21 protein-coding genes, 1 tRNA gene and 2 pseudogenes are annotated in these 19,245 nt (G+C 70.6%); 14 read left to right on the top strand and 10 right to left on the bottom strand.

Annotated elements, in window-relative coordinates; all coding sequences use genetic code 11:
* Positions 1-35: 35 nt before the first annotated feature.
* From OHB09_RS17600 to OHB09_RS17565, 7 genes are all read left to right on the top strand, one after another.
* Positions 36-1,511 (top strand): FG-GAP-like repeat-containing protein, encoded by a 1,476-nt coding sequence (locus tag OHB09_RS17600; RefSeq protein ID WP_093591494.1) that lies wholly within the window; start codon positions 36-38, stop codon positions 1,509-1,511.
* Positions 1,512-1,669: 158 nt separating this feature from the next.
* The gene (locus OHB09_RS17595) at positions 1,670-3,016 is read left to right on the top strand and encodes an FG-GAP and VCBS repeat-containing protein (RefSeq protein ID WP_328922230.1); all 1,347 of its coding nucleotides are present in this window, start codon (positions 1,670-1,672) and stop codon (positions 3,014-3,016) included.
* An 89-nt stretch (positions 3,017-3,105) separates the two neighbouring features.
* On the top strand, positions 3,106-4,149 hold the full coding sequence (locus OHB09_RS17590) for a Yip1 family protein (RefSeq protein WP_078631052.1): 1,044 nt from the start codon (positions 3,106-3,108) through the stop codon (positions 4,147-4,149).
* 800 nt (positions 4,150-4,949) lie between these two features.
* Entirely contained in the window at positions 4,950-5,702 is a 753-nt protein-coding gene (locus tag OHB09_RS17580) for a helix-turn-helix domain-containing protein (protein ID WP_006141912.1), read from the top strand.
* A gap of 127 nt (positions 5,703-5,829) precedes the next feature.
* Positions 5,830-6,726 (top strand): thymidylate synthase, encoded by an 897-nt coding sequence (thyA, locus tag OHB09_RS17575; protein WP_328922229.1) that lies wholly within the window; start codon positions 5,830-5,832, stop codon positions 6,724-6,726.
* The gene (locus OHB09_RS17570) at positions 6,723-7,331 is read left to right on the top strand and encodes a dihydrofolate reductase (protein WP_328922228.1); all 609 of its coding nucleotides are present in this window, start codon (positions 6,723-6,725) and stop codon (positions 7,329-7,331) included. The genes thyA and OHB09_RS17570 overlap by 4 nt, the downstream gene beginning before the upstream one ends.
* Positions 7,328-7,822, top strand: coding sequence for an HIT family protein (locus OHB09_RS17565; RefSeq protein WP_006141909.1), 495 nt, complete (start codon positions 7,328-7,330; stop codon positions 7,820-7,822). The genes OHB09_RS17570 and OHB09_RS17565 overlap by 4 nt, the downstream gene beginning before the upstream one ends.
* Here OHB09_RS17565 and OHB09_RS17560 read toward each other — a convergent pair.
* Both OHB09_RS17560 and OHB09_RS17555 read right to left on the bottom strand, forming a co-directional pair.
* The gene (locus OHB09_RS17560) at positions 7,797-8,681 is read right to left on the bottom strand and encodes a deoxycytidylate deaminase (protein ID WP_093591481.1); all 885 of its coding nucleotides are present in this window, start codon (positions 8,679-8,681) and stop codon (positions 7,797-7,799) included. The genes OHB09_RS17565 and OHB09_RS17560 overlap by 26 nt on opposite strands.
* Before the next feature lie 7 nt (positions 8,682-8,688).
* Positions 8,689-9,309 carry an adenylyltransferase/cytidyltransferase family protein gene (locus OHB09_RS17555; RefSeq protein WP_167792879.1) on the bottom strand — a complete coding sequence of 207 codons (621 nt, stop codon included), beginning with the start codon at positions 9,307-9,309 and terminating at the stop codon, positions 8,689-8,691.
* Between the two features lie 285 nt (positions 9,310-9,594).
* On the opposite strand from OHB09_RS17555, the gene OHB09_RS17550 reads away from it, so the two are divergent.
* Positions 9,595-10,623: a dCTP deaminase domain-containing protein gene (locus OHB09_RS17550; protein ID WP_006141906.1), complete on the top strand. Its 1,029-nt coding sequence runs from the start codon at positions 9,595-9,597 to the stop codon at positions 10,621-10,623.
* Between the two features lie 66 nt (positions 10,624-10,689).
* Positions 10,690-10,763 (top strand) — tRNA-Gly (locus OHB09_RS17545).
* Positions 10,764-10,977: 214 nt separating this feature from the next.
* On the opposite strand, the gene OHB09_RS17540 is transcribed toward OHB09_RS17545, so the two are convergent.
* A complete protein-coding gene (locus OHB09_RS17540; RefSeq protein ID WP_191891940.1) occupies positions 10,978-11,235 on the bottom strand; it encodes a hypothetical protein in 258 nt (85 codons plus the stop codon).
* 81 nt (positions 11,236-11,316) lie between these two features.
* Here OHB09_RS17540 and OHB09_RS17535 point away from each other — a divergent pair, with 81 nt between their 5' ends.
* On the top strand, positions 11,317-12,438 hold the full coding sequence (locus OHB09_RS17535; RefSeq protein ID WP_328922227.1) for an IS630 family transposase: 1,122 nt from the start codon (positions 11,317-11,319) through the stop codon (positions 12,436-12,438).
* Positions 12,439-12,463: 25 nt separating this feature from the next.
* Here OHB09_RS17535 and OHB09_RS17530 read toward each other — a convergent pair whose 3' ends face one another.
* Both OHB09_RS17530 and OHB09_RS17525 read right to left on the bottom strand, forming a co-directional pair.
* Positions 12,464-12,781, bottom strand: coding sequence for an Imm51 family immunity protein (locus OHB09_RS17530; protein WP_167796245.1), 318 nt, complete (start codon positions 12,779-12,781; stop codon positions 12,464-12,466).
* An 87-nt stretch (positions 12,782-12,868) separates the two neighbouring features.
* Positions 12,869-13,328 (bottom strand): annotated as a pseudogene (locus OHB09_RS17525) (transposase); the annotation flags it as partial.
* A 160-nt stretch (positions 13,329-13,488) separates the two neighbouring features.
* On the opposite strand from OHB09_RS17525, the gene OHB09_RS17520 reads away from it, so the two are divergent.
* Positions 13,489-14,709 (top strand): IS256 family transposase, encoded by a 1,221-nt coding sequence (locus OHB09_RS17520; protein WP_328922225.1) that lies wholly within the window; start codon positions 13,489-13,491, stop codon positions 14,707-14,709.
* Between the two features lie 25 nt (positions 14,710-14,734).
* On the opposite strand, the pseudogene OHB09_RS17515 reads toward OHB09_RS17520, so the two are convergent.
* Positions 14,735-15,061 (bottom strand): annotated as a pseudogene (locus OHB09_RS17515) (transposase); the annotation flags it as partial.
* 93 nt (positions 15,062-15,154) lie between these two features.
* Entirely contained in the window at positions 15,155-15,571 is a 417-nt protein-coding gene (locus tag OHB09_RS17510) for a DUF5958 family protein (protein ID WP_191891942.1), read from the bottom strand.
* Between the two features lie 337 nt (positions 15,572-15,908).
* Here OHB09_RS17510 and OHB09_RS17505 point away from each other — a divergent pair, with 337 nt between their 5' ends.
* On the top strand, positions 15,909-16,124 hold the full coding sequence (locus tag OHB09_RS17505; RefSeq protein WP_046249112.1) for a type II toxin-antitoxin system VapB family antitoxin: 216 nt from the start codon (positions 15,909-15,911) through the stop codon (positions 16,122-16,124).
* On the top strand, positions 16,121-16,543 hold the full coding sequence (locus OHB09_RS17500; protein ID WP_093591462.1) for a PIN domain nuclease: 423 nt from the start codon (positions 16,121-16,123) through the stop codon (positions 16,541-16,543). Before OHB09_RS17505 ends, OHB09_RS17500 begins: the two co-directional genes overlap by 4 nt.
* A gap of 217 nt (positions 16,544-16,760) precedes the next feature.
* Here the strand turns inward: OHB09_RS17500 and OHB09_RS17495 are convergent, their stop codons facing one another.
* Genes OHB09_RS17495 through OHB09_RS17485 form a run of 3 tightly spaced genes read right to left on the bottom strand, consistent with a single transcriptional unit; the run spans position 16,761 to position 18,683 of the window.
* On the bottom strand, positions 16,761-17,189 hold the full coding sequence (locus tag OHB09_RS17495; RefSeq protein WP_191854035.1) for an arsenate reductase ArsC: 429 nt from the start codon (positions 17,187-17,189) through the stop codon (positions 16,761-16,763).
* Positions 17,182-18,279: an ACR3 family arsenite efflux transporter gene (gene arsB, locus OHB09_RS17490; protein ID WP_309486428.1), complete on the bottom strand. Its 1,098-nt coding sequence runs from the start codon at positions 18,277-18,279 to the stop codon at positions 17,182-17,184. The genes OHB09_RS17495 and arsB overlap by 8 nt, the downstream gene beginning before the upstream one ends.
* Positions 18,276-18,683, bottom strand: coding sequence for an ArsR/SmtB family transcription factor (locus OHB09_RS17485; protein ID WP_093591453.1), 408 nt, complete (start codon positions 18,681-18,683; stop codon positions 18,276-18,278). Before OHB09_RS17485 ends, arsB begins: the two co-directional genes overlap by 4 nt.
* Before the next feature lie 78 nt (positions 18,684-18,761).
* On the opposite strand from OHB09_RS17485, the gene OHB09_RS17480 reads away from it, so the two are divergent.
* On the top strand, positions 18,762-19,232 hold the full coding sequence (locus tag OHB09_RS17480; protein ID WP_040896107.1) for an ArsI/CadI family heavy metal resistance metalloenzyme: 471 nt from the start codon (positions 18,762-18,764) through the stop codon (positions 19,230-19,232).
* Positions 19,233-19,245: the final 13 nt, after the last annotated feature.

Genomic DNA, 19,245 nt, shown 5'->3' with positions numbered 1-19,245 from the left:
CGCGGGGCGCCCCCGCAGGCCCAGGAGAAACCCGCATGCAGCAGCGTTCGAGACTCGCCCTCGCCACGGCCACCGCGGCCGTCCTGACGGGCGGTCTGCTCACCTTCACGGCCACCACCGCGACGGCGGCCGACTCCACCACGGTCGCGCAGGCCGACTTCAACGGCGACGGCATCGGCGACGTCGCCTTCTCCGCTGCCGGCGCCTACGTCTCCGGCCTCAAGAACGCCGGACAGGTCGTCGTCCTCTACGGCACCCCCACCGGCGTCGGCGCCGCGAAGCGGTCCGTGCTCAGCCAGGACAGCGCCGGCGTCCCCGGCGGCTCCGAGAAGGGCGACGCCTTCGGCTCGGAGACCGCCTACGGCGACTTCAACCACGACGGCTACGACGACCTCGCCGTCGGCACCCCGCACGAGAAGGTCTCCGGCGACACCGACGGCGGCACCGTCGCCGTGCTGTGGGGCTCGGCGAACGGCCTCACCGGCAAGGGCGTCACCGTCCCCGACCCGGCCGCCTCCTCGCACGACCTGTGGGGCAAGTACCTCGCCGCGGGCGACTTCGACGGCGACGGCCGCGACGACCTCGCCGTCGCCAACTCCTCCAGCACCGTCTACGTCTACAAGGGCGGCATCACCGCCTCCGGCGCGGCCGGCACCGCCCGCTCCACCGTCAAGCCGCCCGTCCAGTCCGGCGGCGACACCGGCCCGCTCAACCTGACCGCGGGCGACGTCAACGGCGACGGGCGGACCGACCTCGTCGTCGACGGCTTCGAGACGGACAGCGAGTACGGCTGGAACGCCAACTACTTCCTGCCCGGCACCGCGAGCGGCCCCAGCACCGCCGCCGCCGAGAAGCTGCGCCCCGGCGTCATCACCGCGATCGGCGACGTCAACGGCGACGGGTACGGCGACATCGTCAGCGGCGCCTACTGGGACCACAGGACCGCGGACGGCACCACGATCCCCAACTCCACGGACGGCGGCCGCGCCCACCTCACCTACGGCTCCGCCACGGGCCCCGCCGGCACGGCGACCCTCACACAGGACACCGGCAACGTCCCCGGCGGCTCCGAGAAGGGCGACTTCTTCGCCGCCGAGCTCGACCTCGGCGACATCAACGGCGACGGCTACCAGGACCTGGTCGTCGGCGCCCCCGGCGAGGACCTGGGCGGCGTCGAGGACACCGGCGCCCTCACCGTGCTCTACGGCTCGGCGAGCGGCATCGACACCACCTCGGGCGCCCAGTTCTTCGCCCAGTCCACGGCGGGCGTCCCGGGCGGCGACGAGGAGTACGACTCCCTCGGCACCGACGTCAAGCTCGACGACGTCAACGGCGACGGCCGCGCGGACCTGATCGCGGGCTCCTGGGAGAACGCCGGCAACGGCTCGGTCCTGCTGCTCCCCTCCGACGGGACCAGGATCGTCACCACCGGCAGCCGCACGATCTCCCCGAGCGCGGCCGGCGTGGCCACCACGGGCACGCCCAACTTCGGCGCCAACTTCGCCGACTGACGGACCTGTCACGGCCGGTCCGCACACCGAGCCGACCGACTGACCGGCCGGCCGGCACGGGGCGGGCCTCCACCGCGAGGCCCGCCCCGCCCCCGTACCGGGTGCGCGCCGCGCGCGCGGAACCGGCACACCACCCACCCCTCTCACCGGGAGCCCCCGTGCGCCACACCCGCGCCCTCCTGCTGGCCGCCCCCCTGGTCGCCGGCCTGCTCAGCCCGCTCACCCTGACCGCCCCGGCCTCCGCCGCACCCGCCGCGCACGGCGACGACTTCGACGGCGACGGCTACCGGGACTACGCCGCCCCGTCCTACGACAGCCTGGGCGGCGGCGTCCGCGTCACCTTCGGCACGGCCACCGGCCCCGGCACCCGGACCCAGTACATCGACCAGTCGAGCAGCGGCGTGCCCGGCGCCGACGAGGCCGACGACATGTTCGGCGAGGTCCGCGCCGCCGCCGACCTCGACGGCGACGGCTACGGCGACCTCGTGGTCGCCGCCCGCGGCGAGGACGTCAGCGGCCGCGAGGACCAGGGCGCCGTGACCGTCCTGTGGGGCGGCGCCAAGGGCCTCGAGGGCGGCACCACGATCCCCGGCAAGGCGCCCAAGCAGTCCTACGGCTACATGGGCGACGACCTCGCCACCGGCGACTTCGACGGCGACGGCAAGCAGGACCTGGCCCTCGTCAACGCCGGGAAGACCTACGTCTACCGCGGCCCCCTCACCCGCTCCGGCACCACCGGTTCCGTCACCACGCTGGACAAGACGGGCTTCGACTCCAGCCACCTGATCGCGGGCAAGGTCGACCGGGACGCCAAGACCGACCTCGTCATCGTCGGCGCCGCCTTCTCCGGGACCAGGGAGACCGCCGACGCCTGGTTCGTCAAGGGCGGCAAGACCCTCACCCCGGGCCCCTCGCTCCAGGTCAACTCCGGCACCGAGGGCGGCGGCGACGGCGTCATCGCCGACTTCGACAAGGACGGCTACGGCGACATCGCCGTCGGCACCCCCGGCTGGTCCGCGTACAAGGGCCGCGTCACCCTCTGGTACGGCTCCTCCTCGGGCCCCTCCACCAGCGCCCGCATCACCCAGTCCACGAGCGACGTCGCGGGCACCCCCGAGCCGGACGACTCGTTCGGCGCGAGCGTGTCGGCCGGCGACGTGGACGGCGACGGCTACCAGGACCTGGCCGTCGGCGTGTACGGCGAGGCCATCGGCGACGTCGAGTACGCGGGCGGCGTGCACCTGCTGCGGGGCGGCTCCTCCGGCGTCACCGGCAAGAAGTCCCAGTGGTTCGCCCGCAACACCGCGGGCGTGCCCGGCGCCGTCGAGGGCGACGACTCCTTCGGCGCCACCGTCCGCCTGCGCGACACCGACCGGGACGGCCACGCCGACCTGTGGGTCCACGGGATGTACGGCGGGCTGCGCCTGCCCGGCGCGACGTCCGGCCTCACCACGACGGGCATCGCCGAGGTGGGCTCCGATCTGGTGGAGGGCCTCCTGCAGTAGCGGAGGGGCAACCCGCGACCAACCTCAGTTCCCGTCCCCCGCACACCCGTTGACACCCCCGATGCCGTCCCCGGTGTCACCCCTAGGGGATGTCACAGCTCGGACGCAAAGCCGCCGCGGGGGACGGGGCCCGGGCCCGCGGCACCGGCGGACCAGGTACGTTCGAAGGCGTGGCTGGATTCAGGAGCGGACGCGGCGGCCAGAACAACGGCCGAGGACCTCAGGCGCGCGGGCAGCAGGCCCCGTACGGACAGCAGGCGCAGGCGCCGCGCGGACCGAGCGGTGGCCCGGGCTACGGCTACCCGCAGGCGGGGGCGCCGCAGTACGGCCCCGGCCCCGGGCAGCGCCCGTACGCGGGCGGCCCGCGGCCGCCCTACGGCGCCCCGCAGGGTTACGGCGCGGGCGGCGGCCCCGACCACGGCGAGCCGGAGTACTTCGGCGACGACCCGCACGGCGGCTACGCCCAGGGCCCCGGCGCGGACCCGTACGCGGCGAACAACCCCGGGCACACCCAGGCCTTCTCCCTGGACGAGGACCACTTCACCCAGGGCGAGACCTACCACGCCGGCCAGGCGCCGGCCGCCCCGATCGGCCCCCGGCTGCACTGGAAGGACCTGCTGCGCGGCATCGTGCTCTCGCCGGGCCAGACCTTCCTGCGGATGCGCGACTACACGATGTGGGGCCCGGCCCTCGTCGTCACCTTCCTCTACGGCCTGCTCGCCGTCTTCGGCTTCGACAAGGCGCGCGAGGACGTGCTCGACGCCACGCTGTCCAGCGCCGTGCCGCTCGTCCTGACGACGGGTGTGGCGATGGTGATCAGCTCCTTCGTCCTCGGCGTGGTCACCCACACCCTGGCCCGTCAGCTCGGCGGCAACGGGGCCTGGCAGCCGACGGTCGGGCTCTCCATGCTGATCATGTCCCTCACGGACCTGCCCCGCCTGGTGGTCGCGATGTTCGCGGGCGGCGACGCCTCGTTCGTCCAGATCCTCGGCTGGGTCACCTGGGTCGCGGCCGGGGCGCTGCTGACCCTGATGGTCTCCCGCTCGCACGACCTGCCCTGGCCGAAGGCGCTGGGCGCCTCCGCGATCCAGCTCATCGCGATCCTGTCGATCGTCAAGCTCGGCACGTTCTGAACCCCCGGGGTCCACGGGCCCCCGGCACGGAGAAGGGCCCCCGGGACATCCCGGGGGCCCTTCTCACGTCGGCCTCGTGGGCCTCGACCGCCTCAGCGGCCTCTCGGCCTCGTCGGCCTCGTCACCTCTTGTCCGCCGTGACCGGTACCGCGCTGCGGAGCCGGGCACACCGTGGGCACCGGACGAGCCGGCCGGGCCCGAGCCGTTCCGCCTGCTGCATCGGGAACGAAACGGTGGTGAACACGTGCCCTTCGGCACAGCGGACGACGGTGCGCTCCATCAAGTCCTGCGATCCCTTCCCCAAAGGCCGCATCGGGCGCTCTCCCGCCCGAGGGCTGTTTCCTGCCTTGCCTGACACCCTGCTTCTCGGCTTCCCGCCCGAGGACACATACTTCTCGTGCGCCGACGAAAGCCACGTTACGGCATCAAAGGAACGCCTCTCGCGGGCGGCATTCCGGCCCCCGCGCGCGACGTCCGAACGGCCCCCACCGTACGCCCCGACTCCCGCCCGCACAGCCCCGTCCAGGTGGCACGGCGTGGCTCGCCGGCACCCGCCCGGACCGGCTCGCACACCGCGCCGCGGACGACGTCCGGACCCGCATCACGGCAGGTCACGGGCCGGACACACGGACATCCGCCGGGGTTCCCGCGGCAGGACCGCGGACGGGGTGCGGGACTCGGAGGGCCGGGACGCGCAGAGTAGTCTGGGGCCAGTCCGGGGCGCGAGGGGCACCGGGAACGCAGGACCAGGGAACGCAGTACCGCACACGCAGGGACGACGACAGGACGGGCGCCGCGCGATGAGCTTGCCACACCACCTGTCCCCGGCCGTCCGGGAGCCGGGCGCGGAGAACCCCGCCGTCACCCGCCGCCTCCTCGACGCCTACCTCGCCTCCGCGCTGACCGGACTCGACTCCGAGCAGCGCACCCACCTGTTCGACATCTCGGACACCGTGGCCGAGGTCTGTCTGCGGCACGACGTGCGGCTCTACGAACCCCGGAAGGTCACGGACCCGGTCCACCACACCTCCGTCCCGGACGTCGAGGTCTTCCGCACGGACCGCCACCGGGTCATCCGCTCCGACTTCCTGGTCTACCTCGCCCACCACCCGAGCACCGGAGCCGGGCAGGAACTGGTCTTCGCCCAGGAGGCCGTCGTCCCGATCCTGGTGATCGCGCACATGGACACCCGGATCAGCCGCATGGTCACCGGCATCCCTGGTCCGCTCACCCTGGTCCGGTACGGTTCCGTGGCCGAGCTCGGGAAGCGGCTGGACCAGGAGATCGGCGAACTGCGCCCGCAGTTGCTGCGCCGCCGGGAGGCCGTCGAGAGGCTCGACGAGAACCGCGTCGGCGCCCGGATGCGGGCGCTGCGGGAGCAGCGGGGGATGACCCGCCGCCAGGTCGCGGAGGCCACGAGGATCCCGGGCGCCTTCGGCGCGGAGCAGCTCAGGGAGTGGGAGCAGCACAGCGACCGCCTGAACAACCTCAGCCTGGCCCTCCTCGAGGAGATCGCCTTCGCCCTGGGAGTGAGCGTGCGGGACCTCCTCTGACCACCGCCGCCCGCGCCTCGCGGGCGGCCGCAGGACACCGAAGGCCGGCCGAGGAAAGCCGACGGGCGTCGAGGGACGCCCGGGGACGTCGACGGACGTCGAGAGACGTCGAAGGAAGGGAACCCCCGTGGAATACGGCGCCTACGAGGACCGTGCGCCCGACGAGCAGTACCGCAGGATCCTGGGCGCCATCCTGGAGTGCGGCATCCCCGTGCCGACCCGGCAGGGCCCCGAGGCGCTGACCCTGATGCAGCAGACGATGAGCTTCGACCTGGCGAACGGCTTCCCCGTCATCACCGAGCGCAGCCTCGCCCGCTTCTGGCGCAAGCCCATCGGCGAACTCTGCGCGTTCATCAACGGCGCCCGGACCCTCGACGCGCTCGCCGAGTTCGGCTGCGACTGGTGGGGCCCCTGGGCGAGCGAGGGCAAGACCTCCCGCCGCGGCCTTCCCCCCGGCGACCTGGGCCCCGGCTCCTACGGCGGGGCGTTCCACGACTTCCCCACGGCGGAGGGCCCCGGCTTCGACCAGTTCCGGCACCTCGTCGAGCAGCTCCGCGAACTCCCCGGCGACCGCACGCACTTCGTCAGCCCGTGGATCCCGCAGTACCAGGTCCGCGGCGAGGGCAAGACCCCGAAAACGACGATCTCGCCCTGCCACGGCTGGGTCCACGTCCGCGTCCTCGGCGGGAAGCTGCACCTGCACATGTTCCAGCGCTCCGGCGACGTACCCGTCGGCGTGCCGTCCAACATGATCCAGTACGCGGCCCTGCTGCTGATGCTCGAACACCTCACGGGCATCCCGGCCGCCCGCTATTACCACACGATCTCGGACGCCCACGTCTACGCGGACCAGGTGGACCGCGTCCGGGGCATGCTCGACCGGGAGCCGCGCAGGCTGCCGACGGTCACGCTCAACGAGAGCGGACGCCGGGTGAAGGACATCCACGACTTCCGCCCCGAGCACTTCGACCTCGCGGACTACGACCCGCACCCCGCCATCGGCTCCATCCCGGTGGCGACATGATCACCTCGCTGATCGTCGCCGCCGCGGAGAACGACGTCATCGGCGTCGACGGGGACCTGCCCTGGCACATCCCCGGGGACCTGCGGCACTTCAAGCGGCTCACGCAGGGCCACGCGGTGGTGCTGGGCCGGCTGACCCACGAGTCCATCCTGGCCCGCCTCGGCCGGCCCCTCCCGCGCCGCACGAACGTGGTGGTGAGCCGGTCCCCGCACCCGGAGAACGCGGAGACGGCCGGGGGCACGGGTACGACGGCTGGGACCGCCGGTGCGACGGGTACGCCTGAGACGGCGGCCGGGAGCGCGGCGCACGCCGGGGGCGTGCGCTGGGAGCGTTCGGTGGCCTCGGCACTGGCCACCGCCGAGGCCCTGGAGCGGGCCGCCGGCACCGACGAGGTCTGCGTGATCGGCGGCGCCTCCGTCTACCGGCAGGCGCTGCCGTTCGTCGACCGCGTCCACCTCACCCGCGTCCACCTGCGGGTCGAGGGCGACACCCGGATGCCCGAGGGATGGCTGGAGGGCTTCGAGGAGGTCTCGCGCCTCGACGTACCGGCCGAGGGCCCGGTCCCGGCCCACTCCTTCCTGCGCCTCGAAAGGCCGCCGCGGTGAGCCTCTACTACTTCGGCAACTGCCGGACGGAGGAGCAGCGGGCGGAGATGGAGCGGCTCGACGCCGCCGGCATCTGCCTGTTCTGCCCCGAGGTCCTGCGCGCCCATGAGAAGCAGCAGGTGCTGTGGGAGACCGCGCACTGGATGGTCACCCCCAACGAGTTCCCGTACGCCGGGACCCGGCTGCATCTCCTCCTCATCCCCAAGGAGCACGTGACCGACCTGCTCGACCTCTCCCCCGCCGCCCGGGCGGACTTCTGGGAGGTCCTGGGCGCGGTGCGCGAGAGGTACGGCCTGAGCAACTACGGCCTCGGCTCCCGCAACGGCGACTCCCGCTACACCGGCGGCACCATCAGGCACCTGCATGTGCACGTGCTGGTGGGAACGGGCGACGAGGACACCAGGGAGGAGGCCGAAGCCGACGAGGGCGCCGCCCCGGCGGCCTTCACCCCGGTCCGCATGAAGTTCAGCTCGACGCCGCACCGCTCGTAGGGGGCCCGGACGGGTCCCGCGCCATGTCGACCCAGACCAGCTCGACACCCCCCGCCCGCAGGATCTCCTCCCCGTCCAGCATCGCGTAGGGCCCGGCGAAGTAGCAGGCCCGGAACCCGGCCTCGACGACGAGCCGCGCGCAGGCCGGGCAGGGGAACGTACTGACGTAGAGGTCCGCGCCCGCCAGGCTCATGCCCTCGCCCGCCGCGCCCGCCACCAGGGACGCCTCGGCGTGGATGGCCGTGGACAGATCCGTCCGCACCCCCCGGCTGAACTCGTTGCGCGGATCGCCGTCGATGTAGGGCGCGTACTCGGTGGGGTGGTGATGGTTGTGCGCGACCCGGAGCACCTCCCCGTCCCGCGCGGCGACCGCGCCCACCTGCCGCCACCAGTCCGAGCTGCGCCCGGCCTCGCGCAGCGCCCCGGCCATGAACCGCCGGTCCAGCGCCGACCGCGAGATCCGCTCGTCGAACCCGGCGGGCTTCCCCGCGCGGCTCCACTCCCGGTCCCAGCGCAGGAACGTCGACTCGAAGCGGAGCTCGGCCCCGTCGGGGAAGTCCTCGCGCGCGGCGAGCAGATGCATGATCTCCTCGTCCGGCAGGACCACCAGATCGGCGCGGACGGCACCGGCGGCGAGACCGGCAGGCTCCAGCACCCGCACCTCGGTCCCCGGCACGATCACCCGGGCGTGCCGGGCGGCCCGCTCGGGGTCGAGGGCGCGGATGTCCTTGCCGAGCTTGGGGAACACCTCGGCGAAGCCGCGTCCGAGCACGAGGATCTCGTCGGAGTCGGCGTGCCGGGTCAGGAACTCCTCGTACCCGGCATGCACGACGGGCAGGTAGAGGATCGTCTGCTTCACGCCGCGCTCAGTCTTCCCGGCGCCCGGAACCGTCGCCGCCGCGATCGCTGAGGCCGAGCTGGATGCGGCGCAGCCGGGCGGAGGTGCTGACGGTCGCCATCCGGTCCAGCACCTCGACGCGCCCGCAGTACGCGTCCTCGAGCTCGGCGATCTCCTCGGCGGTGTAGGTGTCCGCCGTGGCCACGAGCACGTCGGGCCGCACGGCCTCGATCAGGCTCCACCGGGGGTGATCGACCTGCTTGAGCGTGACGAGCCCCACCCCGCGCTGGTGCGTCACCATCCGCAGCCGCTCCATCTCCGGCACGGCGGGCCGGTTGGGCCCCTTGCGCCGCCGGATCTTCTCGTCGCTGTCGAGGCCGACGATGAGGAAGTCGCCGAATTTGCGGGCGGCCTCCAGATACATGGAGTGTCCCTCGTGGATGATGTCGAAGGAGCCGCTGGTGAGCACCACACGCATCCCCAGCACGCGCAGCGCGTCGACGATCTCGGTGATCCGCTTGTACTCCGGCACGAAACGCAGGTCGAAATTGGACTCGTCGCCGAACAGATAGTTGCCGAACATCGCGTCCTCGGCGCCCTCGCGCACGGATCCCTGGGCCCGCCGACCGTTCTCGAACCTGCTCGTCATGTTCCTCGTGGCCTCACCGGGACCAGTGCGGGACGAACCGGAGGAACACCTTCCACCGGCCCCGCCGCAACGATCACTGCACCCGTCGTCGTGTGTGGTAGCGCTTCGATGGTAGCCGCGCGGGCACCCCAGTGGCCCCCCGAGTCGGCAGCCGCCCCTGCCGCACCACTCCGGCGCGCACGGCGGCGTCACGGGGCGAGCCGCACGCCTTCCCCCTCGGCGGGCCCGACCTTAGGGTGTCGATCAACTCCGGCGACTCCGGAGCGCGAGGAGGGGGGCCACGCGATGGTGCGAGGAAATTCCAGGCGGCAACGGGGTACGGGGACCCTGCTCTCCCAGCAGGACCTGCTCGCCGAACTGACCCGCTCCGAACGGATCTTCCGCGCCGGTACCTGGAAGCCCGAACAGCTGCTGGGCGCCGGCTACTCGGTACGTCTGAGCGACGACCTGCTGGTCATCCCGGACAGCCCCGGGGACTCCCGGTACACGGCCGTCAAGGGTGAGAACGTCGTACCCGAGTTCACACTGGCGCCGGGCGACACCGCGCTGATCTCCACGATCGAGAGGTTCTCGCTCGACTTCGACATCACCGCGACCATCGGCGACCGTTTCGGCCTCGCCGCCAAGGGACTCCTCGTCCTGCACGGCTCCTCCGTCCACCCCGGCTACGGCAGGGCGGAAGACCCGGAGGACGGCACCTGGCACCCCAAGGACGACGAACGCCTGTACTTCATCGTGGCGAACGTCGGCCCGAAGAACATCACGATGCGCAAGGGCGACGCCCTGGCGCACCTGCACTTCTTCGACATCGACCGCATTCCCGAAGGCCCCGTCCCCAACGTCGGCTTCGAGCACCTGAGCACCCTGTTCGGCGCGGGGCAGCACCGGGAGGACGGCGGCCTCTCCTACTTCCGCGACGTCAAGGACCTCCGCGCCGAGCTGGAGGCAGAGCGGGCCCGCACCGAGGCACGCCTGTCCGAACTCACCCGCGCCCTCGCGGACAACCAGGCCGAGACGACCCGCCAGGTGACCGAGACGCAAAGGGACGTGAACCGCGTCACCGACACCAGCAACATGATCGTCGTCTTCGGCGTCTTCCTGATCACGACCACACTGCTGGGCGTGGTCCTGGTCATGCTCGGCTCCCTCGCCGACAAGCTCGGCGAGCTCGACACCTGGAAGACGGCCCTGCTCTCCACCCTGGCCGTCCTGTACGCCGGCACGTCCGTCACCGGCGTCGTCCTGGTCGCAAGAGCCGCCGGCCGCGGGGTCTTCGGCCGCCGAGCCGACCGCCGAGGTGACACGGGGGAGTGACTCCGCGCCCCCACCGACATGCGGTAGAGTGAGCGAGCACTCGGGCACCGATCATCGGCGCCCGGCGCGGGTGTAGTTTAATGGTAGAACATCAGCTTCCCAAGCTGAGAGCGCGAGTTCGATTCTCGTCACCCGCTCCATGCGAAACCCCCAGGTCAGAGACCCGGGGGTTCTTTGTTGGCGCCGAGTCCGGCGACGTCCTGTTGCCATTCCTGGTCGGGATGCTGTTGGAGCGGCGCGGCTTTCCCGCACGACCGGCAGGCTCGCGCCGTCGTTCCACTGAGCTGCTGGTGCACGCGCTCACACACCGGCCGGCCCTTTTCTTCCTCTAATACTCCAGTGTGCCTTCGTGATCTATCCGGTCGCAGGGGCAGTGAGTCGTCGGTAGTGGCTGCACCGGGCTGTGGCCTGGTGGGTTCTGCGCCAGTTTGACCAGTGCAGCAGCCTGCGCGGGGATGTGTTCGGTGGGCTCAGCAGGGTGCCGAGCAGGTGGCGGATCTCGGGAACGGTCAGGTCGATGGGGTCGGGGCTGTGGGCGGGCCGGTACGGCTGTGCGGTCCTGGCCGGTGTCGCGTCGGCAGCGAGAGCGGCCAGGAATGCCAGGCCGAGCATGGCTAGTGCTGTGACCGGGAACCTTTGCCGGGTTGCTCGTTGTGCTGGGTGCCAGTGACGGCATTCGGCGAGGGGGCGGGTATGGCATCACCGGTTAGGGTTCGCCGGCTTACCGAGCAGGAGGGGCAGAAGCTGCAGCGGATCGTCCGGCGGGGAAGCACCAGTTCGGTGCGGTTCCGGCGGGCGATGATGCTGCTGGCCTCGTCGGGCGGCAGCCCGGTCCCGGTGATCGCGCAGCTGGTCCAGGCCGACGAGGACACCGTTCGGGACGTGATCCACCGGTTCAACGAGGTGGGGATGGCCTGTCTGGACCCTCGGTGGGCGGGAGGCCGTCCCCGCCTGTTGAGCATTGAGGACGAGGACTTCGTCATCGAGGCGGCCACCACCCGGCCCACCGTGCTGGGCAAGCCCTTCACCCGCTGGTCAATCCGCAAGCTCGCCGAGCATCTGCGGCGCAACATCGCCCGTCCGGTGAGGATCGGCCGGGAGGCCCTACGCTGCTTACTGCTCCGCCGCGGGATCTCCTTCCAACGCACCAAGACCTGGAAGGAGTCCCCGGACCCGGACTTCGACGCCAAGCTCGACCGGATCGAGTTCGCGCTCACCGAGCGGCCGGACCGGACCTTCGCCCTGGACGAGTTCGGCCCGCTCGGCGTCCGTCCGATCGCAGGATCGTGCTGGGCTCCCCGGTCGAGTCCGGACCGGCTGCCGGCGACCTACCGACGCACCCACGGCATCACCTACTTCCACGGCTGCTACTCGGTCGGCAACGACCGGCTCTGGGGAGTTGTCCGCCGCCGCAAGGGCATCGACCACACCTGGGCGGCACTGCGGTCGATCCGCGCGGCCCGCCCGGACGGCGCCCCGATCTACGTGATCCTCGACAACCTGTCCGCGCACCTGAACCGGCGGATCCGCCGCTGGGCCGACCGGAACAAGGTCGAGCTCTGTTTCACCCCGACCTATGCGTCCTGGGCCAATCCGATCGAGGCCCACTTCGGGCCCCTGCGGCAGTTCACCCTCGCCAACTCGAACCACCCCAACCACACCGTCCAGACCCGCGCCCTGCATGCCTACCTGCGCTGGCGCAACGAGAACGCCCGCCACCCGGACGTCCTCGCCGCCCAACGACATGAACGCGCACGCATCCGCAGCGAGAAACACATCCGCTGGGGCGGCAGATCTCTCCAGCTTGCGGCCTGAACGGGCACACCTGCTGGGCACAGCATCAGTCGTCGAACTCAAAGCCTGCCGTCTCCGCACGGGCAACAAGCTCGCGAACCGCGCTGGGGCTCGAGATCACGGGCTCAAGGGCAGTCTTGAGCTGCGTGAGGTCACTCAAGCTCCCGAGCGCACAGAACATGCCGCCCTCGCTGTCGAAGTCGAGGCGCTCAGCAAGATCCGGCCAGGCGAACTGCACAAGACCTTCCCAGAAGTACCCGTTCGGCTCGTGTCCGGCGGCAACCACAGCCGCATCAGCGGCCAGGTCGCCGGCATCGAGCGTCAGCGAGTGCTCACCATCAAAGTCATGCAGGGTGATAGTCACTCCGCGATCTTCCCACCCCCGGCACACAGACTGCCCAGCCCATTCAAACTGCTCGTCCGCACCTAACCCGGCGAACCTTTCCGGTCACAGCACTAGCGTGACGTGCCGATGCCAGGCGGTCCAGTGGCGGACCTGGTAGTGATCCAGTCCGACCTGGCCTTTCGCGGCCTGGAAGCATTCCTCGATGCACCACCTGGTCCCGGCCACTCTGACCAGCTCGGACAGCGGCATCCGTTTCGGGGACCAGCACAGGTAGAAGGCGAGTTCGCCGCTGCTCGGGTTGCGGCGGACCAGCAGGTGTCGGTGGCCGTCGGCGCCGATCTCGATCCAGGTCCAGTCGTAGTAGCGCGGCCGCGATCATCTGCCCGGCCAGTGTGGGCTTGGTCGCGAACTCCACATGCTCGGGCACCCCGGCACGGGTGCGGCGCTCGGCGTCCCGGGACCAGGACATGTCGGGCAGGTAGAGCAGGCGGTCGATCAACGCCCGTCCTCTGCTGGAGGCGTAGGCAAGGAAGACACCGACCTGGCTGTTCTCGATCCGCCCCGCGATGGCGTCCCGCCTGGTGGTGTAGGGGATCTTTGCGGTTGAGTGCGCGGGTTCTGCTCCCTCGGGTGCACCGTCTGCCGGTGTCTGCTCCCTGCTCAACTGGCAGGCCACCGTGCAACTGTCCGGAGTGAACGGGCAGTTCAACCCCAGGGGGTGCACGGTGGCCTTGTCCCAGCATGACCTACTTCGCCTGCTTGAGTCACTACGTTCGGCCGATGGTCTTGAACTCGTCCGCGAGGTCGCCGAGCGGCTGCTGCAGGAACTGATCGAGGCCGAGGCCACCACGAAGATCGGCGCCGAGTGGGGCGAACACACCGACACCCGCACCACCTGGCGCAATGGGCACCGCGAGAAGACCATGACCACGCAGGCCGGCGACCTGGAACTCGCCATCCCGAAACTGCGGGCCGGAAGCTTCTTCCCCAGCCTCCTCGAGCGCCGGCGGCGCATCGACCAGGCCCTCTACGCGGTCATCATGGAGGCATACGTTCACGGCGTCTCCACCCGCTCCGTCGACGACCTCGTCAAAGCCCTCGGCTCCGACACCGGGATATCCAAGAGCGAGGTCTCCCGGATCTGCGCGGACCTCGACGAACAGCTCGACGCTTTCCGGACCCGCCCGCTGGACCACATCCGCTTCCCCTACCTGTTCCTCGACGCCACCTACGTCAAGGCCCGCGTCGACCACCGCATCGTCTCCCAGGCGATCGTCATCGCCACCGGCGTCACTCAGGACGGCGGCCGCGAAGTCGTCGGCGTCATGGTCGGCGACAGCGAGACCGAAGCCTTCTGGACCCAGTTCCTGCGTCACCTGCGCGAACGCGGCCTGAGTGGCGTCCGCCTGGTCATCTCCGACAGCCACAGCGGCCTGGTCAAAGCAATCCGCAAGGTCATGCTCGGCGCCGCCTGGCAGCGCTGCCGGGTCCACTTCGTCCGCAACGTCTTCGCCGTGATCCCGAAAGGCTCGGCAGAGATGGTCGCCGCGACGATCCGCACGGTCTTCGCCCAGCCCACCGCGGATGCGGTCCGCACCCAGCTCGACACCGTCGCCGACATGCTCGGCCGGCAGTTCCCCAAGGTCAGAGAGATGCTGCTGGAGGCGAAAGAAGACCTGACCGCGTTCGCGGACTTCCCCCACCAGCACTGGAAGAAGATCCAGTCCACGAACCCGCTGGAGCGGCTGAACCGGGAGATCAAACGCCGCACCGACGTCGTCCAGGTCTTCCCCAACCCGCCCGCGGTCCTCCGCCTGGCCACCGCGGTCCTCGCCGAACTCCACGACGAGTGGATCGCCTTCCCCCGCCGCTACCTCTCCAACGAGAGCATGGACGCCCTCTACCTCGATACCCCAACCGCCCTGCCCGCCACGTCAGACGACTGATCGCCTACACCACGACAGGGGACATGACCCGCCCCGCGGTGCCGGTGTACTGCCGCTGCACGCCCGCCGAGGCGAAGCCTTTCTTGAGGAAGCCTGTCTCGTCGACGACCAGCACGCCGTTGTCGGCGCCGAGGTGCTCGTGGACGTAGGCGCGCACGTCGTCACGGAGGGCGTCGGCGTCCCAGCGGGCGGTTCGCAGCAGCCGCTGCATCGGCCCGGGGCGGGCATGGCCATCCTGCTCGGCCAGCCGCCAGCAGTTCTTCCGCTCGACGCCGGACAGTAACCCGAGCACGAAGGCGCGGGCCGTGGCGCGCGGCTCAACCCGCCTGAACCGGCCCGCGATCCGGGCCATGGCCTGTTCGAACATCGCCCGCCAACGGGCGGCGTCTATGCCGTGGCCCGCGGCCACCGCACGATCTTCAGGAGTCCACACAACCCCCGATGATCACGAGGTGGCCGTTTCGGTGCCCGCTCCGGTCCTCAGGTGGTGCCAGGCGTGCCCGCACCCGTCAGCACAGAAGCGGAGCTGCCGCCGCTCATCAGCGACGCCAAGAAGTGCGACAAGCAGCCGGAATGCCTTGACCCGCTCGTCCTGCGGAAGATTGATGATCTTTGCCAGTTGCTCGGTGAGGCTTCCGCGCGTGACCAGCACGGCCGGTGTGTGGGTGGGCCGGATGCCGGCTTTGCGGATGCTCTCCGGCCCGTCCTCGCTGATTGCACGGGCCTGGATACAGAACCCTGCCAGGTCGCGCAGGACTCCGAACTGCTCAGTGTCGGCGAGGCCCTCAAACCAGCCGACGCCCTGGGCGACGGGCCGGATACCTTGCGCCAACTCGTTCAGGATGACCGTGCGTCCGTCCATCCCGCCCCACCTCCACAACAAGCCTGGCTTCCTACCCCACGAGGTCATCGAACCAGATCACGAAGTCGCACTGGAGTACTAAGTGAGCGTTTAGTTCGCTGGTGTCTGTTTGGTTCGATTTTAGGTGTCGCACGCCGATCCTGAACACGTCAACGATCTCGCCTTTGACCCCAGGAGCACACAGGCCTTAACACCCAACCGCCTGGTGACGCCCAGGGGAAACCGATCGCGGGAACTGGGCGTGGGAGCACCGGCACCCGAACGCGATCACCGTTCAGCAGGAGCGATATCTCTGTATATACTTGATGGCACTCTATATATCCGTGGAGGTGCATCAATGACTCGCACCGTAATAGACCTCGATGATCAGCTGGTCGCCGACGTGGCCAAGGCCCTCGGCACCAGCACCAAGAAGGAGACGGTGAACACCGCCCTGCGCGAGGTTCTGGAGAACCGGCGGCGGGCTCTGGCCCTCACCCGCCTGCGGGCGGCGGCGGCCGAGGGCGCCTTCGATCTCGATCTCCTTGAGGACAAGGGAAACTACCGTCGGTGAACGCCGCCCAATTCCTGATCGACACCAGCGCGCTCGCCCGGCTGTTGCGCGGCGATGCCGAGCAATACGGATGGGACCAGGCGGCGGCAGCCGGGCTCATCGCCACGTGCCCCCTCACCGAGCTGGAGTTCTTCTACAGCGCGCGTTCCGCCGCCGACCGTGCCCGAGGTATCGAGGACCTGCGTCTGCTCTTCGGCTGGGTACCGGTCGACGACCGCGCCTACGACCGCGCGTCGCAGGTCCAGGACATCCTCACCCAGCGCGGACAGCACCGCAGTGCCGGAGCCGTCGACCTCGTGGTGGCGGCCACGGCCGAGTTGCAGGGACTGACCCTCCTCCACCGCGACAGGGACTTCGACTGCATCGCCACCGTCACAGGCCAGGCGCTCCAGTGGTACGGGCCAGAACCCGGCAAGTAAACCCAAGAGGCCGGGCGTTCGGCTGTCCCGTGCGTAATGGCACAGCAGAGCCAGCCGAGGTGCCGTGGTGAACCTGGCAGAGGAAGACTCTCGCGGGCCCCGCGCGTCACCTCGCCGCGCTCCCGTGCCCACGGCGTGCCAAAAGGAGCGGACAACTACGCGAACAGCGGTGCCATCAGGCCGCCGCACCTCCAGCCGCACCACGAATCTGGGCAGGTCAGAGGGTACGAGGCAGTCCAACCGCCGCGATGTCGTCGATCAGGCGGCGGACGCGTGCCTCGATCTCGTCGCGGATCGGGCGTACCGCTTCCACTCCCTGCCCGGCCGGGTCGGGGAGCTGCCAGTCGAGGTAGCGCTTGCCGGGGAAGACGGGGCAGGTGTCGCCGCAGCCCATCGTGATGACGACGTCGGACGCCTGGACCGCTTCCGCCGTGAGCACCTTGGGCACCTCGGCCCTGATGTCGATGCCCGCCTCGGCCATGGCTTCGACGACGGCCGGATTCACGGTGTCGGCGGGGGCGGAGCCCGCGGAGCGGACCTGGACGCGGTCGCCCGCGAGGTGGGTGAGGAAGGCGGCTGCCATCTGTGAGCGTCCGGCGTTGTGGACGCAGACGAAGAGCACGGACGGCGTGGCGGTGTCAGGCATGGGTGGGGTCCTCTTGGGGCGCGGGGAGGGCGGGGGCGGGGAAGTAGCGGCGGGCGTACAGGGCGACGTACACCAGGCCGATCAGGACGGGCACCTCGATGAGGGGGCCGACGACGCCGGCGAGGGCCTGGCCGGAGGTGGCGCCGAAGGTGGCGATGGCGACGGCGATGGCCAGCTCGAAGTTGTTGCCCGCGGCGGTGAACGCCAGCGTCGTGGCCCGCGAGTGGTCGAGGCCGACCGCGCGGCCCAGGGCCATGGACCCGGCCCACATGACGGCGAAGTAGACCAGCAGCGGCAGGGCGATGCGGGCGACGTCGAAGGGCTGTGAGGTGATGGCGTCGCCTTGCAGGGCGAAGAGGACGACGATCGTGAACAGCAGCCCGTACAGGGCGAAGGGGGCGATGCGCGGGATGAGCTTGTTCTCGTACCAGGCGCGGCCCTTGGTCTTCTCGCCGATGCGTCGGGTGAGGTAGCCGGCCGCGAGGGGGATGCCGAGGAAGAGGAGCACGCTGCGGGCGATCTCCCCTACCGGCACGTCCAGTCCGGTCTGCTCCAGGCCCAGCCGACCTGGTAGGACGGAGAGGTAGAACCAGCCCAGTGCCGAGAAGGCGACGACCTGGAAGACGGAGTTCAGGGCGACCAGGACGGCGGCGGCTTCACGGTGCCCACAGGCGAGGTCGTTCCAGATGATGACCATGGCGATGCAGCGGGCCAGGCCGACGATGATCAGGCCGGTGCGGTAGGCGGGCAGGTCCGGCAGGAGCAGCCACGCCAGAGCGAACATGAGCGCCGGGCCGACCACCCAGTTCAGCAGCAGCGACGGCAGCAGCAGGCGGCGGTCGCGGGTGACGGTGTCGAGGCGGTCGTAACGCACCTTGGCCAGCACCGGGTACATCATCACCAGCAGGCCCAGGGCGATCGGCAGGGACACCCCCGTCACGGTCACCTCGGCCAGCGCGTCACCCAAGCCGGGGACCAGGCGGCCCAGCCCGAGGCCCACGGCCATGGCCGCGAGGATCCAGACAGCCAGGTAGCGGTCGACGAAGGACAGGCGTCCGGCCACGTTCCCTTCGGGTACGGCAGTGCTCACGAGGCGGCTCCGACCGGTGCGGTGCGCTCGGGCAGCGGCTCACCGGCCGGACGGGTCAGGAGACCGGCAAGGCGGTCGGTCATCTCCGGGACGAGCCAGTAGTGGACCCAGGTGCCGCGCCGCTCGCAGTCGATCAGGCCCGCCTGCCGCAGCAGCTTCAGGTGGTGCGAGATCGTCGGCTGGGACAGCTCGAAGGCCGGGGTCAGGTCACAGACGCACACCTCGCCGCCCGACCGGGAGGCGATCATCGACAGCAGGCGCAGCCGCACGGGATCGCCCAGCGCCTTGAACACCTTCGCCAGCTCCACGGCCTGGCCCTCGGCCAGGGGAGCGGTCAGCAGTCCGGGGCAGCACGCTCCGGCGTCGTCACTCTCGTCGAGGACCACCAGCTCTTGTTTCGACATAACTCTATGTTGACATTCTTCGATCCAGTGCGCAATGTTGTATTGACAAACGTCAATCCAACTGGAGGGGAGCCCGTCATGTCCCGCGCTCAGCTCGCCCTGCGTGTCAGTGACCTGGAAGCGTCGATCACCTTCTACTCGAAGCTGTTCGGCACCGAACCGGCCAAGCGGCGCGAGGGATACGCCAACTTCGCCCTCACCGAGCCCCCGCTCAAGCTCGTGCTGATCGAGGGAGCGCCCGGCGAGGAGACCCGCCTGGACCACCTCGGCGTCGAGGTCGACTCCACCGACCAGGTCGGCGCCGCCACCGCCCGGCTCAAGGACGCCGGCCTGGCCACCTTCGAGGAGAACGACACCTCCTGCTGTTACGCGCTCCAGGACAAGGTGTGGGTCCACGGCCCCGGCAAGGAGCCGTGGGAGGTCTACGTCGTGAAGGCCGACGCCGACACCCTCGGAAAGAGCGCCGCCCCCGACGCCACCGGCGACGGGTGCTGCACCAGCCGGACCACCGAGGAGACCCCGGCAGCGGCCGGCTGCGCGTGCGGCTAGATTCAGGAACGGT

The sequence above is a fragment of the Streptomyces griseoaurantiacus genome (assembly GCF_036189845.1).
GTDB lineage: Bacteria > Actinomycetota > Actinomycetes > Streptomycetales > Streptomycetaceae > Streptomyces > Streptomyces griseoaurantiacus.
Note: the sequence above shows the minus strand (reverse complement) of the source record. Positions and strands in the feature narration are given on the sequence as shown.

What these genes read in the sequence shown, in the direction of transcription:
- OHB09_RS17485 (WP_093591453.1), bottom strand. Translation starts at nt 18,683, where the DNA reads ATGTCGAAACAAGAGCTGGTGGTCCTCGACGAGAGTGACGACGCCGGA.
- OHB09_RS17590 (WP_078631052.1), top strand. Translation starts at nt 3,106, where the DNA reads ATGTCACAGCTCGGACGCAAAGCCGCCGCGGGGGACGGGGCCCGGGCC.
- OHB09_RS17535 (WP_328922227.1), top strand. Translation starts at nt 11,317, where the DNA reads ATGGCATCACCGGTTAGGGTTCGCCGGCTTACCGAGCAGGAGGGGCAG.
- OHB09_RS17505 (WP_046249112.1), top strand. Translation starts at nt 15,909, where the DNA reads ATGACTCGCACCGTAATAGACCTCGATGATCAGCTGGTCGCCGACGTG.
- OHB09_RS17480 (WP_040896107.1), top strand. Translation starts at nt 18,762, where the DNA reads ATGTCCCGCGCTCAGCTCGCCCTGCGTGTCAGTGACCTGGAAGCGTCG.
- OHB09_RS17510 (WP_191891942.1), bottom strand. Translation starts at nt 15,571, where the DNA reads ATGGACGGACGCACGGTCATCCTGAACGAGTTGGCGCAAGGTATCCGG.
- OHB09_RS17555 (WP_167792879.1), bottom strand. Translation starts at nt 9,309, where the DNA reads ATGACGAGCAGGTTCGAGAACGGTCGGCGGGCCCAGGGATCCGTGCGC.
- OHB09_RS17550 (WP_006141906.1), top strand. Translation starts at nt 9,595, where the DNA reads ATGGTGCGAGGAAATTCCAGGCGGCAACGGGGTACGGGGACCCTGCTC.
- OHB09_RS17540 (WP_191891940.1), bottom strand. Translation starts at nt 11,235, where the DNA reads ATGCTCGGCCTGGCATTCCTGGCCGCTCTCGCTGCCGACGCGACACCG.
- OHB09_RS17600 (WP_093591494.1), top strand. Translation starts at nt 36, where the DNA reads ATGCAGCAGCGTTCGAGACTCGCCCTCGCCACGGCCACCGCGGCCGTC.
- OHB09_RS17495 (WP_191854035.1), bottom strand. Translation starts at nt 17,189, where the DNA reads ATGCCTGACACCGCCACGCCGTCCGTGCTCTTCGTCTGCGTCCACAAC.
- OHB09_RS17580 (WP_006141912.1), top strand. Translation starts at nt 4,950, where the DNA reads ATGAGCTTGCCACACCACCTGTCCCCGGCCGTCCGGGAGCCGGGCGCG.
- OHB09_RS17570 (WP_328922228.1), top strand. Translation starts at nt 6,723, where the DNA reads ATGATCACCTCGCTGATCGTCGCCGCCGCGGAGAACGACGTCATCGGC.